7 protein-coding genes are annotated in these 16,292 nt (G+C 72.9%); 4 read left to right on the top strand and 3 right to left on the bottom strand.

From position 1 onward, the window contains the following. The first annotated feature begins 1,114 nt into the window (after nucleotides 1-1,114). Nucleotides 1,115-1,900 (top strand): AfsR/SARP family transcriptional regulator, encoded by a 786-nt coding sequence (locus ACZ4V6_RS13385; protein ID WP_467826137.1) that lies wholly within the window; start codon nucleotides 1,115-1,117, stop codon nucleotides 1,898-1,900. A 43-nt stretch (nucleotides 1,901-1,943) separates the two neighbouring features. Here the strand turns inward: ACZ4V6_RS13385 and ACZ4V6_RS13380 are convergent, their stop codons facing one another. The 3 genes from ACZ4V6_RS13380 to ACZ4V6_RS13370 form a co-directional block, all read right to left on the bottom strand. After that, on the bottom strand, nucleotides 1,944-3,485 hold the full coding sequence (locus ACZ4V6_RS13380; RefSeq protein WP_467826135.1) for an alpha/beta fold hydrolase: 1,542 nt from the start codon (nucleotides 3,483-3,485) through the stop codon (nucleotides 1,944-1,946). A 143-nt stretch (nucleotides 3,486-3,628) separates the two neighbouring features. Continuing rightward, the gene (locus ACZ4V6_RS13375) at nucleotides 3,629-5,176 is read right to left on the bottom strand and encodes an alpha/beta hydrolase (protein WP_467826132.1); all 1,548 of its coding nucleotides are present in this window, start codon (nucleotides 5,174-5,176) and stop codon (nucleotides 3,629-3,631) included. An 86-nt stretch (nucleotides 5,177-5,262) separates the two neighbouring features. Continuing rightward, nucleotides 5,263-8,085 carry a lysylphosphatidylglycerol synthase domain-containing protein gene (locus ACZ4V6_RS13370; protein WP_467826130.1) on the bottom strand — a complete coding sequence of 941 codons (2,823 nt, stop codon included), beginning with the start codon at nucleotides 8,083-8,085 and terminating at the stop codon, nucleotides 5,263-5,265. A 185-nt stretch (nucleotides 8,086-8,270) separates the two neighbouring features. On the opposite strand from ACZ4V6_RS13370, the gene ACZ4V6_RS13365 reads away from it, so the two are divergent. The 3 genes from ACZ4V6_RS13365 to ACZ4V6_RS13355 all read left to right on the top strand — a co-directional run bounded on the left by ACZ4V6_RS13365 (nucleotide 8,271) and on the right by ACZ4V6_RS13355 (nucleotide 16,284). Then, nucleotides 8,271-8,657: an MGMT family protein gene (locus tag ACZ4V6_RS13365; RefSeq protein WP_467826128.1), complete on the top strand. Its 387-nt coding sequence runs from the start codon at nucleotides 8,271-8,273 to the stop codon at nucleotides 8,655-8,657. Nucleotides 8,658-8,923: 266 nt separating this feature from the next. Further along, nucleotides 8,924-12,541, top strand: coding sequence for an ATP-dependent helicase (locus ACZ4V6_RS13360; RefSeq protein WP_467826126.1), 3,618 nt, complete (start codon nucleotides 8,924-8,926; stop codon nucleotides 12,539-12,541). Nucleotides 12,542-12,711: 170 nt separating this feature from the next. Next, the gene (locus tag ACZ4V6_RS13355) at nucleotides 12,712-16,284 is read left to right on the top strand and encodes a UvrD-helicase domain-containing protein (RefSeq protein ID WP_467826124.1); all 3,573 of its coding nucleotides are present in this window, start codon (nucleotides 12,712-12,714) and stop codon (nucleotides 16,282-16,284) included. Nucleotides 16,285-16,292: the final 8 nt, after the last annotated feature.

Here is a 16,292-nt window from a genome sequence, read left to right as displayed (position 1 = left end):
AACCAGAACAACCAGGCGTCCGGCAACACGGGCGGGAACCAGAACAACCAGGCGTCCGGTAACACGGGCGGGAACCAGAACAACCAGGCGTCCGGCAACACGGGCGGGAACCAGAACAACCAGGCGTCGTAGCCGCCTCTGTGCCGACCCGCTTCGGCAAGGCGAACCCGCCACGCAGAACAGTGGCGGGTTCGTGGACGTTCACAACCGATCGCACTTCAGCCGTCGGTGCTGACCGACGATACGGAGACGATACGGAAGGGAAAAAGAATCCAGATGCTTCGTCCGGCTCGGATGTCGCGGAATTCTCTGCCGTTGTCGTGTCGTTGTTGTCGGCCGGCGCTTCAGGTCTCCGGGAGATTCGTGACGGATGTGGGAGACGGTGGATCGGAAGGCGTGGGAACTTGGATCAGGAAGGGGACGAAAACGATCTGCCCGTCCTTGTGCAGAGGCCTGTAGGAAAGGCGGTAACACACAATCGTGCTCGAGTCGCGAGTGGTCTCGTAGCACTGGAGGGCGGAAATATCCAGCACGTGCTGAGAATTCTGTGCAGACGTGCTTGTCCCGCTCGCTGAGGCGCCTCCCGCACCAACTGCCAAGCCCGAAACCGCCGCAACTACGACACTGGTGTTTCGCAGGGCTGTCTTCCTCATGTTCATCACCCGATGCTCGGCGTCAGGTTTTCTCCGGCCTGGGTCGGTCAGCGATCACCGCTACTGATCCGGTGCGTGCGCAGGGGCTTCCGGACTCGAAAATGGTCATCCGTCAGAGTGACCGGTCACCACTGGGTGCACCCGGGGGCACGAGGGCGACCTGACGGCCTTGACGCTGGATAAATCAAGGATAACGGGCCGCAGTGATGCCTGCGACCACAGATGCAACTGGGCGGAGCCGCAGAGTCGGAGTTCTCCATGACCGGATGGGTGTGTCTCCGTGCCGGAAGCGGAATTTCAGGACTTCAATAGTCTCGCTTTCACGCGTTTTCGGTGGACAATCTTCAGTGGGCGGAGCAGCATGGATGCGTTGGGAGGTGTGAAGATCGCGAATCTTTGAGCACGGGTGGTGCCGCCGGTCGGCAGGCGTCGGGGCGGAACGATCCAGCGATCATGCAACCATGAGCTCAGATGATCTCGCTTCCTCTTCTCTGACCGTGAAAAGCCGACCCTCCGTACGGATAGCTCTTCTCGGCGGGTTCGACCTCGTGGTTGACAACCATCCGGTGACGGTCCCGGTGGGCTCGAAACGACTCCTGGCGTTGATCGCACTCAACTACCGTGCCTCTGTCCCACGGGAGTTGATCGCCGGAAGCCTCTGGGCCGAAGCATCCGAGCAACGGGCGTACACGAACCTTCGGGCGGCGCTGTCACGCCTGCGCGGCCTCGGCCGGCAGGCGCTGGACGTCTCTCCCCGCGAGGTGCGCCTCGCACGGGAGGTCACCGTCGACCTCTACCGCGCTCGGTCGTTGGCCCAGCGCATACTCGATCCCCATGTCTCGGCCGAGGACCTCGACCTCAACGCGGCGACCGTCGATCAGCTCTCCGCCGATCTGCTGCCCGGCTGGTACGACGAGTGGGCCCTGTTGGAGGCGGATCGTTGGCGGCAGCTTCGACTCCATGCCCTCGAGAAACTGGCGGGAGAACTCATCGACGCCGAGCAGTTCGCCGGTGCGGTGACGGCCGCTCACACGGCCGCCCAAGCAGACCCACTGCGGGAGAGCAGCCAGGTCTCGCTGATCCGCGCCCACCTGGCGGAGGGCAACCTGGCCGAGGCGCTGGACCACTTCGAACGCTACGCCCGGCGCCTCCGCAACGAGTTGGGGCTCCGCCCCACACAACGGCTGCGCCGGCTCGTTGCCGAAATCCGTCAGTTACCCCCTGGGGGCGGGTACTTCTTGGAGTAGTGCCCGCTCCTCGCCCACCCGCGCCGGGGGCGCCCCGCCGTCGTCAGGAGCAGACCTTGCCGTCCTGCGGCACCGTTCCCTTCAGCAGGTAGGCGTCGACCGCGGAGTCGACGCAGTCGCTCCCGCTCCCGTACGCCCCGTGGCCCTCGCCCTTCCAGGTCAGCACCACCCCGACGTCCTTGCCCAGCTCGTCCGCCATCCTGCGGGCGCCCTCGTAGGGCGTGGCCGGGTCGCCGGTATTGCCGACCACGAGGATCGGCGCCGCACCGGGCGCGCTCACCTCCGGTGTCTCGTGCTGCCCGGGCACCGGCCAGTCGTGGCACCAGCCGGCCGTGTCCCAGCCGAGGAAGGGACCGAACACCGGGGAGATCCTCTCGAACTCGGGCAGCCGCCTCTTCGTCTCCTCCGCGGTCGGCCGCTGCTTGCCGTCCAGGCACGATATGACCCGCTGTGAGTGGGTCGTCGTGCCGTAGTGCCCCGAGCCGTCGCGCTCGTTGTAGCCGTCGGCGAGGGCCAGCAGCTCCGAACCGTCACCGTCCTGGGCCGCCGCCAGCGCACTCGTCAGGGCCGGCCAGCCGTCCTTGCTGTACAGCGGCAGCACGATCCCGGTGATCGCGAGCGTCTGCGTCAGCTTCCGTTCCGGGGACGACGTCGGCAGCGGCTCGGCGTCGATCCGCTCCAGCAGGTCGGCGATCTTCCGCGTGCCCTGCTCGGGATCCTGCCCCGTGGACTTCAGGTAGTCGTCCAGCGCGCGCTGGAAACCGCGCGTCTGGTTCTCCGCGTGGCCCATGGTGTCGGCGCTCGGGTCCACGACCGCGTCGAGGACCATCCGTCCCACGTGATCCGGGAACAGGTGGGCGTAGACGCCGCCGAGTTCGGTGCCGTAGGAGATGCCGAAGTAGTGCATCTTCTCGTCGCCCAGCACGTGCCGCATCAGGTCCATGTCGCGGGCGGTGTCCGCGGTCGAGACGTGCGCCATCAGCTTGCCGGCGGCCTTCTCGCAGCCCTTGCCGAAGTCGGCGGCGTCCTCGAAGAACGCCTGTTCCTCGGCCGGGGTGTCCGGTGTCGCGTCCACCGACTCGGCGTCCTCGATCGCCTCGTCGTCGCGGCAGCGGATGCCCTCGCTGGCGGCCACCCCGCGTGGGTCCCAGCTCACCAGGTCGTAGCGCTCGTGGAGCGAGGAGACGGTGTCTGCGTAGGACGGCATCATGGACACACCCGATCCGCCGGGGCCGCCGAAGTTGAACAGCAGGGAGCCGGTGCGCCGGTCGCCGCCGGCCTTGGACCTGATCAGGGCGAGGCCGATCGTCTCACCGTCCGGCTCGGCCCAGTCGAGCGGTGCCTCGAGCGTGGCGCACTGCCAGTCGTCGCCCGGCGCGGGAGCGTCCGCGGTGCCCTTGCAGCGGCCCCAGTCGAGCGTCTGCGAGGCCAGCGACGCGGGCACCCCGGAGGGTGCCGCCGCGGACGGCCGCCCCCTGCTCGTGTCCCCGTCGTTCTTGTCGCCGCCGGACGAGCCGCCGCTGCAGCCCGCCGTCAGCAGTGCGGCGGCGACGGTCAGAGCCGTCCACCGTACGAGACGTGCCATGGGCAATCCCCCCCCTGCCGGCCGTCCGCGCCCTGCCGCGGATGGCGGTCATGCCATGGTAGGTGGAGCGCGCGACACCCGCCGATCCCTGTGGACAACGCTACGACCTGCGAGTTCGGCCGAAGAGCGACACGAATCGGAGATCAGGAGCAGACGGTCCCCGCCGCCGGCACCTTCCCGTCCAGCAGATAGCCGTGCACCGCGTCCTGCACGCACTTGTTCTTGCTGTCGTAGGCCCCGTGTCCCTGTCCCTTGTACGTGAGCTCCACCCCGACGCCCTTGCCCAGTGCGTCCACCATCCTCCCCGCGCCCTCGTAGGGCGTCGCCGGGTCACCGGTGTTGCCGATCACCAGGATCGGCGGCGCACCGGGCGCACTGACGTCGGGGTGGTCGGCCGCGCCGGCCACCGGCCAGTCGGTGCAGCTGATCATGGACCAGGCGAGGTAGTCGCCGAACAGCGGGGAGGCCTTCCGGAACTCGGGCAGCTTCTTCTGCACGTACGCGGGGTCGTAGCGGGGTTTGTCGTCGGCGCAGTTGATGGAGACGTTCGCCGCGGTGATGTTGCTGTACTCGCCGTTCTCGCTCCGCCCGTTCAGCGAGTCCGACAGCACCATGAGGATCCTGCCGTCGCCGTCGTAGGCCTGCTCCAGGCCCTCGGTGAGGTACTCCCAGAAGTCCTTCGAGTACAGCGCCTGGGCGATGCCGCCGGTCGCGGCGGTCTGGGTCAGGTCGCGGGGGAAGACACCGGGGATCGGTTTGCGGTCGAGGTCCTTCAGCAGCCGCGCGATGCGGTTCTCGACGTCCTGGACACTGTCGCCGACGGGGCAGTCCTCGACCTTGGACACGCAGTCATCGGCGTAGTTGTCGAGGGCGAGCTGGAAGCCCTCGGCCTGCCCGAGCGAGCCCTGCTCGGCGTTCTGCGTCGGGTCGACGACCGCGTCGAAGACGGCCCGGCCCAGCTTCTTCGGGAACAGGTGGGCGTAGACGCCGCCGAGTTCGGTGCCGTAGGAGATGCCGAAGTAGTACAGCCTGTCGTCGCCGAGGACCTGGCGCATCAGGTCCATGTCGCGTGCGGCGTCGGTGGTGGCCACGTGCGGCAGCATCCTCTTCGAGCGCTTCTCGCAGGCCGCGTTGAACTTCTCGGTGTTGTCCACCAGCTCGGTGCGCTCGGCCGCGTCGTCGGGGGTGGCGTCCTGCTGGAAGTACGCGTCGAGCTGCTCGTCGTCCAGGCACTCCACCGGGGCGCTGCGGCCGACGCCGCGCGGGTCGAAGCTGACCAGGTCGTAGCGGGTGCGCAGCTTCGCGTAGTCCTCGCCGAAGGCGGGCAGGGTCGTGACGCCCGATCCGCCGGGGCCGCCGAAGTTGAAGACCAGCGAGCCGATCCGCCGGTCCGCCGCGCCGCTGGCCTTCGCCCGGATCAGCGCGAGGCCGATCGTGTCGCCCCGGGGATCGCCCCAGTCGAGCGGGGCCTTCATGGTGGCGCACTGCCACTTGTCGCCGTCCGGCAGCGGGGACGGCGCGGAGCCGCCGCCCTCGGCCTGGGACGGTGCCGGGCAGTCCTGCCAGGCGAGCTTCTGGGCCGTCAGGTCCTCGTCGTTCCGCGAATCGTCGCCGCAGCCCGCCGGGAGCGCGGACAGCAGGACGGCGGTGGCGATGAGGGCGGCGGCGCGCAGCCGGGCGGGAATCGGCATGTCCCCATCGTGCGGCCGGACGGGGCCGTGCGCCCGGGGCGCGAGCCGTACGAGGTACGGGGCGCCGCGGGGGCCTCGCAGGGGCCTTACAGCGCTTCTTTCCGGGACAGGTGGTTGAAGGCCAGCCAGCCCGGCAGCACCGGCAGCCACAGGGTGAGCAGCCGGAACAGCAGCACCGCCGGTGCGGCGACCTCCTTGGGCAGGCCGACGGCGATCAGGCCGACCGTCAGGGTGGCCTCCACCGCGCCGACACCGCCCGGCGTGGGGGCCGCGGAGCCCAGCGCGTTGCCCGCGAGGAAGACGACGGCGACGCTGGCGATGCTGATGGACGTCGAGTCGTCGCCGAAGGCCCGGATCGAGGCGTCCAGACACATCACGAAGCAGGCGGTGAGCAGCAGCATGCCGCCGATGCCGGTGACCAGCTTCTGCGGCCGCTGGAGCACGTCCAGCATCCGGGGCACGACACCGGCGAAGAGCGACCGCACGCGCGTGACGACGAATTTCCGCAGGAACGGCACCGACGTCACCACGAGCACGAGCACCGCCACCGTCAGCAGACCCGCGATGACCGTCCGGGACGGCGACAGCGAGGGCGTCTTCTCGGTGCCGGTCAGATAGCCGAAGGACAGCAGCATCAGGATGTGACAGCCGAGCCCGAACAGCTGGGACGCACCGACGCTCGCCACCGCGAGCCCCGGGCGCACCCCCGCCCGCTGGAGGAACCGGGTGTTCAGCGCGACACCGCCGACCGCCGCCGGAGCGACGATCTTGACGAACGACCCGGCCACCTGCGCGGCCACGGTCCGTACGAAGGGCACTCGCTCGGGCACGAAGCCGAGCAGGGCCATCGCCGCGGCGACGTAGCTCGCCGCCGAGAACAGCACGGCCGCGGCGACCCAGCCCCACTGGGCGTTCGCGATCAGCGGCCCGAACTCGATGTGCGTGAGCTGGGTCAGCAGGAAGTACGCGCCGATCGCACCGGCGATGAAACTGATCAGCGTGCGGGGGCGCACCCGCTCGAGCCGGGCCGGCTCGACAGGGGCCTGCGGCCTGATCCGCAGCACCGCGTGCCGGATCTGCGTGAGCAGGTCCTCCTCGCGGGCCTCCTCCAGCGCATCGTCCAGGGCCCGCTTCTCGGCCCGCTGCTCCGCGCGCGCGGCCTTCTTGTCGGGCTTCCCGGACACGGGGGCCCCGTCGGCGCCGGCCGCCTCGGAGCGGGCCGGCTTGGCCTGGCGGGACGCCTCGAGGACCGCCTCCCGTTCGCGTTCGGCCCGTTCCCGGGCCAGCTTGCGCAGGGTCGCGCGGGTGGAGCGGCTGAGCGCGATGGGCTGGAGCATCGGCAGGCAGTCCGCCACGGCGTCGGGGCCGAGCACGTCCACGGCCGAGGCGACCGCGCGCTCGGCGCCCACCCGCAGCCCCAGCGTCACCAGGAGCTGGGAGACGTCCATGCGCAGCAGCAGGTCGCCGGCGGCGATCTCGCCGATGCGCAGCTCGGTGAGGATCACGGTGCCGGAACGATCCACCAGGATCGCGTCGCCCACCAGCCGGCGGTGCGCGATGCGCCGGGACTGCAGGGCGCGCACCTGCTCCCAGGTCTGGCGCAGCAGGCCGTCGGTGATCTCCTCGTCCGGCAACGAGTCGAGGGTGCGGCCGCCGGTGTGCTCGTAGACGAGCATCACGGCGTCGGGGCCGAGTTCGGACGTCGCGATCAGCTTCGGCGCGTTGGCTCCGGCCGCGATCGCCGCGTAGGCGAGCAGGGCCTCCTGTTCCAGCGCCTGCCGCAGCGAGGGGAGGCTGCTGCGGGTGGCGAAGCCGCGCAGTGTCAGATTGCGCCACGCCCGGTAGAAGAAGCCCTGGGCCTGCTGCTCGCGGTCCACCACCGTCACGTCCAGCGGCCGGCCGTCCTCCAGCGTGACGAAGTAGCGCCGGCCCCGGTCGCCGGTCTCCGCGTTCTCGGGCGGCGCCTCCTCGCGGGCGGCGGTCACCGGGCGGAAGCCGACGGTCCGCAGGCCCGCCATCAGCGTCCGGCCGGTGGGCCGGGCGTTGGGGGAGCCGACCGCGTACAGCGTTCCGTAGGCCACGGTCCAGCCGATGAGGACGGTCAGGATGATCGAGAACGGCGTCGTGTAGCCGGTCACGAGCATGGAGAAGGCGTCGAGGAGCAGCACGATCCACAGCACCGCGCGCCAGCGGGGTCTGCGGGACATCCCGACGGCCGTCATGTAGGCGATGACCGGCGCGAGGTAGCCGTGCACGGGGTCGGTGAGCGCGTGGACGTCGCCCGGTGAGGGCTGGGTGAGCGCCTCCTGGATGGAACCGGGAGCCGCCTTCGCCACCCACAGGTCCGTGGCGAGGGTCACGCCGTGCGCGAGGACCGCCGCGAGCACGCCGTCGGCGATCCGCAGCCCGTCCCGTTTGATCAGCCGCTCGACGGCGAACGCGACCGGCACCAGGAGGATCGCGATGCTGGAGGCCAGACCCGCGATCTTGATCAGCAGGTCGGGGGCCTGGCCGGTGCCCTTGTTGATGTCCTGTTCGAGACCCGAGGTGGTGCCGTGCGCGAAGGCGGCGACGGCGAGCAGCACGACGACCGCGAGCACGCCCACCAGCAGCCGCATCAGGTCGGACGGGCGGTGCACGCGCGCGGGGAGGAGCGGTTCGTCGCCCTCCACCTCGTCGATGTGTGCCACGTCACCGGGGTCGGCGGCGGTCGCGGACGGGCCGCCGGACGCGTTCCCGGCGGACTCGGCACCGTCGTCGGCGGGCTTCTCGCCACTGGCGGCGGACTTCTCGCCGTCGCCGGGCCTCTCGCTGTCACCGGGCTTCCCGCCGCCGGCGGCCGCGTCCGGGCGCGAGGAAGAGTCAGAGGTGCCCTCGGCGTCCTCGGGGTGCACTCCCTGCTGCTTCATCGCCTCTTCTTGCTCTCGTATCACTGGTCACCGACCGCACGATGGTGGCATGCCGGGCCGACAGCCGGGGGCATCAGGGTGTCCGTGCGGGCGGCACAGTCTGCCCGAAGCGCCGCCCGCGGGCGAGGGAAGCGCACCCTCGTGAGCCCGCCGCGTTGTCGGTGGGGTGGGGCAGGATGGGACGGATGAGCGAGCAGAGCCTTCCGGACGAATCCCCTCCGGAGTACGCGGACGCGCTGCCCGAGTACGCCGAGCGCGTCCTCGACGTCGCCGACCTGATCCCACCAGGCCGCGTCATGACGTACGGGGACGTCGCCGAGTACCTGGAGGAGGGCGGGCCCCGGCAGGTCGGCCGCGTGATGTCCCTCTACGGCGGAGGCGTCTGCTGGTGGCGGGTCGTCCGCGCCGACGGGGTCCTGCTCGCGGGGCACGAACTGGAGGCGCTCGGCCGCTACCGGTCGGAGGGGACGCCCCTGAAGGAGGCGAGCAGAGCCGCCGGAGGCCATCTGCCGCGCATCGATCTGAAACGGGCACGGTGGGACGGCGGCGAACGCGCGCAGGGTCACACCTGACAGCTTCCGCCATGGGACGGGTCGGTGTGTGACCAGTGATCCGTATGAGGGAAACAGGGCACATCGGACATCCCTGTGGCATGACGTACGTTCGAGGGGCGGGGGACATCCGCGCCGCGAGTGATGCGGGAGAAGAACGGGAAGCCCTGCTTCCGCCTCATTCACCGGCGTAGCGTCGGCCGCGCGCGTCCCCCTCACGCGGCGGCCACCGCCGTCCCCGCAGGACGGACACCCCACCAGCACACCCACCAGGACCGGCGAACCACGTGAGCTCCTCTTCCTCCACCGGACGCCCGTCGCACCCCCACGTGCGACGGGGGAGCCCTGGCGCCTACCGACTGGTGCGCACCCCGCCGACGCGGGTGGCCCCCCCTCGTCTGGACGCCGCGCAGCGTGCCGTGGTTGACCACGGCACCGGACCCCTGCTCGTCCTCGCCGGCCCGGGCACCGGCAAGACCACCACCCTCGTCGAGTCCGTCGCCGAACGGATCGGCCGCGGCGGCGACCCGGAGCGGATCCTGGTCCTGACCTTCAGCCGCAAGGCGGCCGTCGAGCTGCGCGACCGGATGGCGCTGCGCATGGGCGCCGCGCGCGCCCCACGGGCGACGACCTTTCACTCCTTCGGTTACGCCCTGGTCCGCGCCCACCAGGACAGCGAACTGTTCGTGGAGCCGCTGCGACTGCTGTCCGGTCCGGAACAGGACGTGACGGTCCGCGAGCTGCTGGCCGGACAGGCGGACCTGGAGCGGCTCGGCCTGGCGCACGTGCGCTGGCCCGACGAGCTGCGCGCCTGCCTGACCACCCGCGGCTTCGCCGACGAGGTCCGCGCGGTCCTCGCCCGCAGCCGCGAGCTGGGCCTCGGCCCGGACGCCCTGGAGGCGTTCGCCCGGCGCATCGGCCGCCCCGACTGGCGGGCCGCAGCCGCCTTCCTCGCCGAGTACCTCGACGTGCTCGACCTGCAGGGCGTCCTCGACTACGCGGAACTCGTCCACCGCGCGGTGCTGCTCGCCCGCCGCCCCGAGGTCGCCGCGCGGCTGGCCGCGCGGTACGACGCCGTGTACGTCGACGAGTACCAGGACACCGACCCGGCCCAGGTGCGACTGCTGCACGCCCTGGCGGGCGGCGGACGCACCCTCGTGGCCTTCGGCGACCCCGACCAGTCGATCTACGCCTTCCGGGGCGCGGACGTGAACGGCATCCTCGGCTTTCCGCACGCCTTCCCGCGCGCGGACGGCCGTCCGGCGCCGGTGGAGGTGCTGCGGACCTCGCGCCGTTCCGGGGCCGCCCTGCTGGCCGCCACCCGGCTGCTGACCCAGCGCATGCCGTTGACCCGCCTGCCCGCCGACAAGGTACGCGCCCACCGCGAGCTCGCCTCCGTGCGGGACGGAGGGCGCGTCGAGGTGTACACGTACCCGACGCCCGGCACCGAGCTCGACAACGTCGCCGACATCCTGCGCCGGGCCCACCTCGAGGACGGTGTCCCGTGGAGCGACATGGCCGTCCTCGTGCGCGCCGGCTCGCGCACCATCCCGGCGGTGCGCCGCGCCCTCACCGCGGCCGGCGTCCCGCTGGACGTCGACGGCGACGACCTGCCCCTGCGGCACGAACCGGCGGTGGCACCGCTGCTGACGGCCCTGCGCGCGGTGGCGACGGCGGTCGCGCAGGAACGGCCCGGCACCCGCACCGACGAGGCGACGGAAGCCGCCCCCGGCGCCGGGGGCGTGTCCGGGGCCGAGGCCGGTGCGGACGGCGTGTCCGAGGCCGGGCCCGGTGCGGACGGCGTGCGCGATGCCGGGCCCGGTGCGGACGGCGTGCGCGATGCCGTGCCCGGTGCGGACGGCGTGCGCGATGCCGTGCCCGGTCCCGGTCCCGGTGACGGGGCCGAGGCCGGAGCGGGCGCCGAGGACGTGCCCGGCCCCGACGGCGTGCCCGATGCCCCGCCCCGCCCCCACGACGTGCCCGAGACCCCCGCGGCCGGCACCGCCCGTGCCGGGACCGGCTGCTGGCTGGACACCGAGACCACCCTCACCCTGCTCACCTCCCCCCTCGCCGGCATGGACGCCGCCGACCTGCGCCGCCTCGGACGGGCCCTGCGCGACGAGGAGCGCGCCGCCGGCAACCCGCTGCCGCCGCCCTCGGACGAACTGCTCGCCCGCGCCCTGGCCGAGCCCGAGCGCCTCGCGGTGCACGACCCCGCGTACGCGCGCGGCGCCCAGCGCCTCGGCGCGCTGCTCCGCAGGGCCCGTGAGCGCCTCGCCGGCGGCGGCAGCGCCGAGGAGGCACTGTGGGACCTGTGGGAGGGCACACCCTGGCCCACCCGCCTGGAACGCTCGGCCAGGCGCGGCGGCGCCGCGGGACGCAACGCCGACCGTGACCTGGACGCCGTGTGCGCCCTGTTCGCGACCGCCGCGCGCGCGGAGGAGCGCACGGGCGGGCGCGGCGCGCTGAACTTCCTGGAGGAGATCGACGCCGAGGACATCGCCGCGGACACCCTCACGCGACGTGCCGTCCGCCCCGACGCCGTCCGCCTGATGACCGCGCACCGCTCCAAGGGACTCGAATGGCGGCTGGTCGTCGTCGCGGGCGTCCAGGAAGGACTGTGGCCGGACCTGCGCCGCCGCGGCTCCCTGCTGGAGGCCGACCGGATCGGTCGCGACGGACTCGCCGAACCCCTCACGCCGGGCGCGCTGCTCGCCGAGGAGCGCCGCCTGTTCTACGTGGCCGCCACGCGCGCGCGTGAACGCCTCGTCGTGACCGCGGTGAAGGCGCCCGCCGACGACGGCGACCAGCCCTCCCGGTTCCTGACCGAGCTCGGCGTCGAGCCCGCCGACGTCACGGGCCGCCCGCGCCGCCCCCTCGCCGTGGCGGCGCTCGTCGCCGAACTGCGCGCCACCACCGTCGACCCGCGCGTCTCCGCCCCCCTGCGCGAGGCCGCCGCACACCGCCTGGCCCGCCTCGCCGCCCTCGCCGACGAGGACGGCCGCCTCCTGGTGCCCTCGGCCCACCCCTACCGCTGGTGGGGCATGTGGGACCCGACCGAGAGCAAGGTGCCGCTGCGCGACCGCGACCGGCCCGTCACCCTCTCCGGCAGCGCCCTCGACCAGCTCGCCAACACCTGCGCGCTCCAGTGGTTCCTCGGCCGGGAGGTGAAGGCCGACGCGCCCGCCACCGCCGCCCAGGGCTTCGGCAACGTGGTGCACGTCCTCGCCGACGAGGTCGCCTCCGGGCACACCCCGGCCGACCTCGACGTCCTCATGGAGCGCCTGGACTCCGTGTGGAACGCGCTCGCCTTCGACGCGCCGTGGAAGTCGGCGCAGGAGAAGGCCAACGCGCGCGTGGCGCTCGAACGGTTCCTCGAATGGCACGTCATGGACCGCGCCGGGCGTACACCGGTGGCCAGCGAGCACGACTTCGACGTGACCCTGGAGGCGGGCGACTACGAGGTGCGCATCCGCGGCCAGATGGACCGCGTCGAGGCCGACGCCGACGGCCGCGCCTACGTCGTCGACTTCAAGACCGGCAAGCAGGCCCCCAGCTCCGCCGAGGTGGCCCGCCACCCCCAGCTCGCCGTCTACCAGCTCGCCGTCCGCGAGGGCGCCGTCGACGAGGCCTTCGGCGGGGTGCGCCCCGAACCGGGCGGTGCGGAACTCGTCCAGCTGCGCCAGGGCGCGGCCAAGCGCGACGGCGGTGAGACGCTGCCCAAGGTGCAGGCGCAGGACTCCCTGGCGGGCCCTGAGGGGGAGTGGGTCGGGGACCTGCTGGCCACGGCCGCCGGCAAGGTCCTTGACGAACGGTTCACCCCCACCGCGGGCCAGCACTGCACGCACTGCGCCTTCCGCGCCTCCTGCAGCGCACGGCCCGAGGGACGGCACGTCGTGGAGTAGCGCGGTCCGGGACGGACGGCACGTCCTGGCGCAGAGCGCTCCCGGGGACCGGACGCCTGGAGCGGTGCGACGGTGTGACCAGTCGCACCCCACGTGCTGACCTGCGCTTCTCCCCGCCCGCACCGCGTTCCCGGCCTCCGCTGTCAGTGGCCGCCGCTAGCCTCTTCGACGTGCCCGCCCGTATCTCCGATCCCGAGCAGCTCAAGGAGCTCCTCGGGATCCCCTTCACCCCGGAGCAGACGGCCTGCATCGTCGCGCCGCCCGCCCCGCAGGTGATCGTGGCCGGAGCCGGGTCGGGCAAGACGACGGTGATGGCGGCGCGCGTGGTGTGGCTGGTCGGCACCGGCCAGGTCGCCCCCGAGCAGGTGCTCGGCCTCACCTTCACCAACAAGGCGGCCGGCGAACTCGCCGAGCGCGTCCGCAAGGCCCTCGTCCGGGCCGGCGTCACCGATCCCGAGGTCATCGACCCGGACGATCCGCCGGGCGAGCCGGTGATCTCCACGTACCACGCCTTCGCGGGCCGCCTGCTGACCGACCACGGCCTGCGCCTCGGGCTGGAACCGACGTCCCGCCTGCTCGCCGACGCCACCCGCTTCCAGCTGGCCGCACGGGTGCTGCGCGAGGCACCCGGACCGTATCCGGCGCTCACCCGTTCCTTCGCCGACCTGGTCGGCGACCTCCTCGCCCTCGACGCCGAGCTCGCCGAACACCTCGTACGCCCCGAGGAGCTGCGGGCCTGGGACGCGGGCCTCCTGACCACCCTCCAGGGCGCCAAGCTCACCAACGCCGATCTGCGCAAGGTCCCCGAGGCCGCGGCCGCCCGCCGTGAACTCGCCGACCTGGTGATCCGCTACCGGGCCGCCAAACGCGAACGCGACCTCCTCGACTTCGGCGACCAGATCGCCCTGTCGGCTCAGCTCGCCGGGCTGCCCGAGGTGGGTCGCGTCCTGCGCGACGAGTTCCGGGTCGTGCTGCTCGACGAGTACCAGGACACCTCGGTGGCCCAGCGCATCCTGTTGGCGGGCCTGTTCGGCGGCGGCACCGGCCATCCCGTGACCGCGGTCGGGGACCCCTGCCAGGCGATCTACGGCTGGCGCGGCGCCTCCGTCGCCAACCTCGACGACTTCCCGGAGCACTTCGCGCACGCCGACGGCCGCCCCGCCACCCGCCAGGCGCTCAGCGAGAACCGCCGCAGCGGCGGCCGCCTCCTCGACCTCGCCAACGGGCTCGCCGAACCCCTGCGCGCCATGCACGCGGGCGTGGAGGCCCTGCGCCCCGCCCCCGGCGCCGAGCGCGACGGCACGGTCCGCTGCGCCCTCCTGCGCACGCACGCCGAGGAGATCGACTGGATCGCCGACTCCGTCGCCCACCTCGTCCGTACCGGCAAGGCGCCCGGGGAGATCGCCGTGCTGTGCCGGACGGCGACCGACTTCGCCGAGATCCAGGGCGCGCTGGTGGCCCGCGACGTCCCCGTCGAGGTCGTGGGCCTGTCCGGACTGCTGCACCTGCCCGAGGTGGCCGACCTGGTCGCCGTCTGCGAGGTCCTCCAGGACCCCGGCGCCAACGCCTCCCTGGTCCGCCTGCTCACCGGCCCGCGCTGGCGCATCGGCCCGCGCGACCTCGCCCTCCTGGGACGCCGGGCCCGGCTGCTCGTGAGCCACGCGCGCGTGGAGGGCGACGACGATCCCGACCGGCGGCTCGCCGAGGCCGTCGAGGGCGTCGACCCGTCCGAGGTGATCTCCCTCGCCGACGCCCTCGACACCTTCCTGGAGACGCCGCTGGACGGCACCGGGGACGACGACGGACTGCCCTTCTCGCCGGACGCGCGCGTACGGTTCGCCCGCCTGGCCGCCGAGCTGCGCGACCTGCGCCGAGCCCTGTCCGACCCCCTGATGGACGTCCTGCACCGCGTCCTCGCCACCACCGGCCTGGAGGTCGAGCTGTCGGCGTCCCCGCACGCCCTGGCCGCCCGCCGTCGCGAGACCCTGTCGAACTTCCTGGACGTCGCCGCCTCCTTCGCCGCGAGCGACGGCGGGGCCACCCTGCTCGCCTTCCTCGGCTTCCTGCGCACCGCCGCCCAGTACGAGAAGGGCCTCGACAACGCCCTGCCCGGCGGCGAGAACACCGTCAAGGTGCTCACCGCGCACAAGTCCAAGGGCCTGGAGTGGGACGTCGTCGCCGTCCCCGGGCTCGTCACCGGCACCTTCCCCAGCGGGCAGGGCCGCGAGAAGTGGACCGCCCAGGGCAAGGTGCTGCCGCACGCGCTGCGCGGCGACGCCGACACCCTGCCCGACGTCGCGTCCTGGGACTCACGGGGCCTGAAGGCCTTCCACGAGGCCATGAAGGAACACCAGCACACCGAGGAACTCCGCCTCGGCTACGTCACCTTCACCCGCCCCCGCTCCCTGCTCCTGGGCTCCGGCCACTGGTGGGGCCCCAGCCAGAAGAAGCCGCGCGGACCGTCCGACTTCCTCCGGGCCCTGTACGACCACTGCGCCGCCGGACACGGCGAGATCGAGGCATGGGCGGACGAACCCGCCGAGGACGAGGAGAACCCGGCGCTCCTCGAGGACACCGCCGACCGGGCCTGGCCCCTGCCCCTGGACGGCGAGGCCCTCGCCCTGCGCCGGTCCGCCGCCGAGACGGTCCTCGCCCACCTGGACCGCCTCGCCTCCCGAGGCGACGGCCGGCCCACCGCCACGCACGACCCGGACGCCCACGACGACCCGGACTGGCCGCCGCCCCCCGAGGACGACGAGCCCTGCCCGGATCCGGAAGGGGCCTTCGAAGAGGTCTTCGAGGGAGCCTTCGAGGACGCCTTCCCCGCCGACGAGGACCCCGGCCCGCCGGAGGACCCCGCCGACTGGGACTCCTGGACGGCCGGCCGCCCCGCCGCGCGCCCGGTGATCCCGCACCAGGCGCCACCCCCGCCGCAGCCCGGTGGCACCGGCGTCCCCCGCCCCCAGGGACCCCTGCCGGACTCCGCCCCCCGGGACACCACCGCCGCCCGCCTCACGCCCGAGGAGGCCCGCACCGTCGCCTCCTGGGACCGCGACCTGGACGCCCTCACCGGCGAGCTGCTGCGCGCCCGCGAGAGCGTCACCGAGGTGCGCCTCCCGGCGTCGCTGACCGCCTCCCAGCTGCTGCGCCTGGCCGCCGACCCCGACGGCTTCGCCCAGGAGCTGGCCCGCCCCATGCCCCGCCCGCCCCAGCCCGCCGCCCGCCGCGGCACCCGCTTCCACGCCTGGGTCGAGTCCCGCTTCGAAGCGCTGACGCTGCCCATGCTGGAGCCGGAGGAGCTGCCCGGCGGCGAGGCCGAGATCGCCGACGAACGCGATCTGGAGTTCCTCAAGGACGCCTTCGAACGCACCGAGTACGCGCACCGCACCCCGTACCGCGTCGAGGCGCCCTTCCAGCTCACGCTCGCCGGACGCGTCGTGCGCGGCCGGATCGACGCCGTCTACAAGCAGGGCGAGGGGCCGGCGGCGACGTACGAGATCGTCGACTGGAAGACGAGCCGCGACGGCACCGCCGACCCGCTCCAGCTCGCCGTGTACCGCCTCGCCTGGGCCGAGCAGCAGCGGGTGCCGCTGGAATCGGTGACGGCCACCTTCCTGTACGTGCGCAGCGGCGAAGCCGTGCGGCCCGAGGGCCTGCCGGACCGGGCCGCGCTGGAGCGCCTGCTGCTCGGCGAGCCGGTCGGTGACGAACCGCACGGTCAGGGTGTCCGCGCGGGCCGATAGGCTCGTGA

The organism is Streptomyces sp. NPDC029152, from assembly GCF_055564355.1.
The sequence above is the reverse complement of the archived record's forward strand: the minus strand, read 5'-3'. Positions and strand labels throughout refer to the sequence as shown.

Excerpts from the sequence above, each read along its gene's own strand:
- ACZ4V6_RS13385 (WP_467826137.1), top strand. The coding sequence starts at position 1,115 with ATGAGCTCAGATGATCTCGCTTCCTCTTCTCTGACCGTGAAAAGCCGA.
- ACZ4V6_RS13380 (WP_467826135.1), bottom strand. The coding sequence starts at position 3,485 with ATGGCACGTCTCGTACGGTGGACGGCTCTGACCGTCGCCGCCGCACTG.
- ACZ4V6_RS13370 (WP_467826130.1), bottom strand. The coding sequence starts at position 8,085 with ATGAAGCAGCAGGGAGTGCACCCCGAGGACGCCGAGGGCACCTCTGAC.
- ACZ4V6_RS13365 (WP_467826128.1), top strand. The coding sequence starts at position 8,271 with ATGAGCGAGCAGAGCCTTCCGGACGAATCCCCTCCGGAGTACGCGGAC.
- ACZ4V6_RS13375 (WP_467826132.1), bottom strand. The coding sequence starts at position 5,176 with ATGCCGATTCCCGCCCGGCTGCGCGCCGCCGCCCTCATCGCCACCGCC.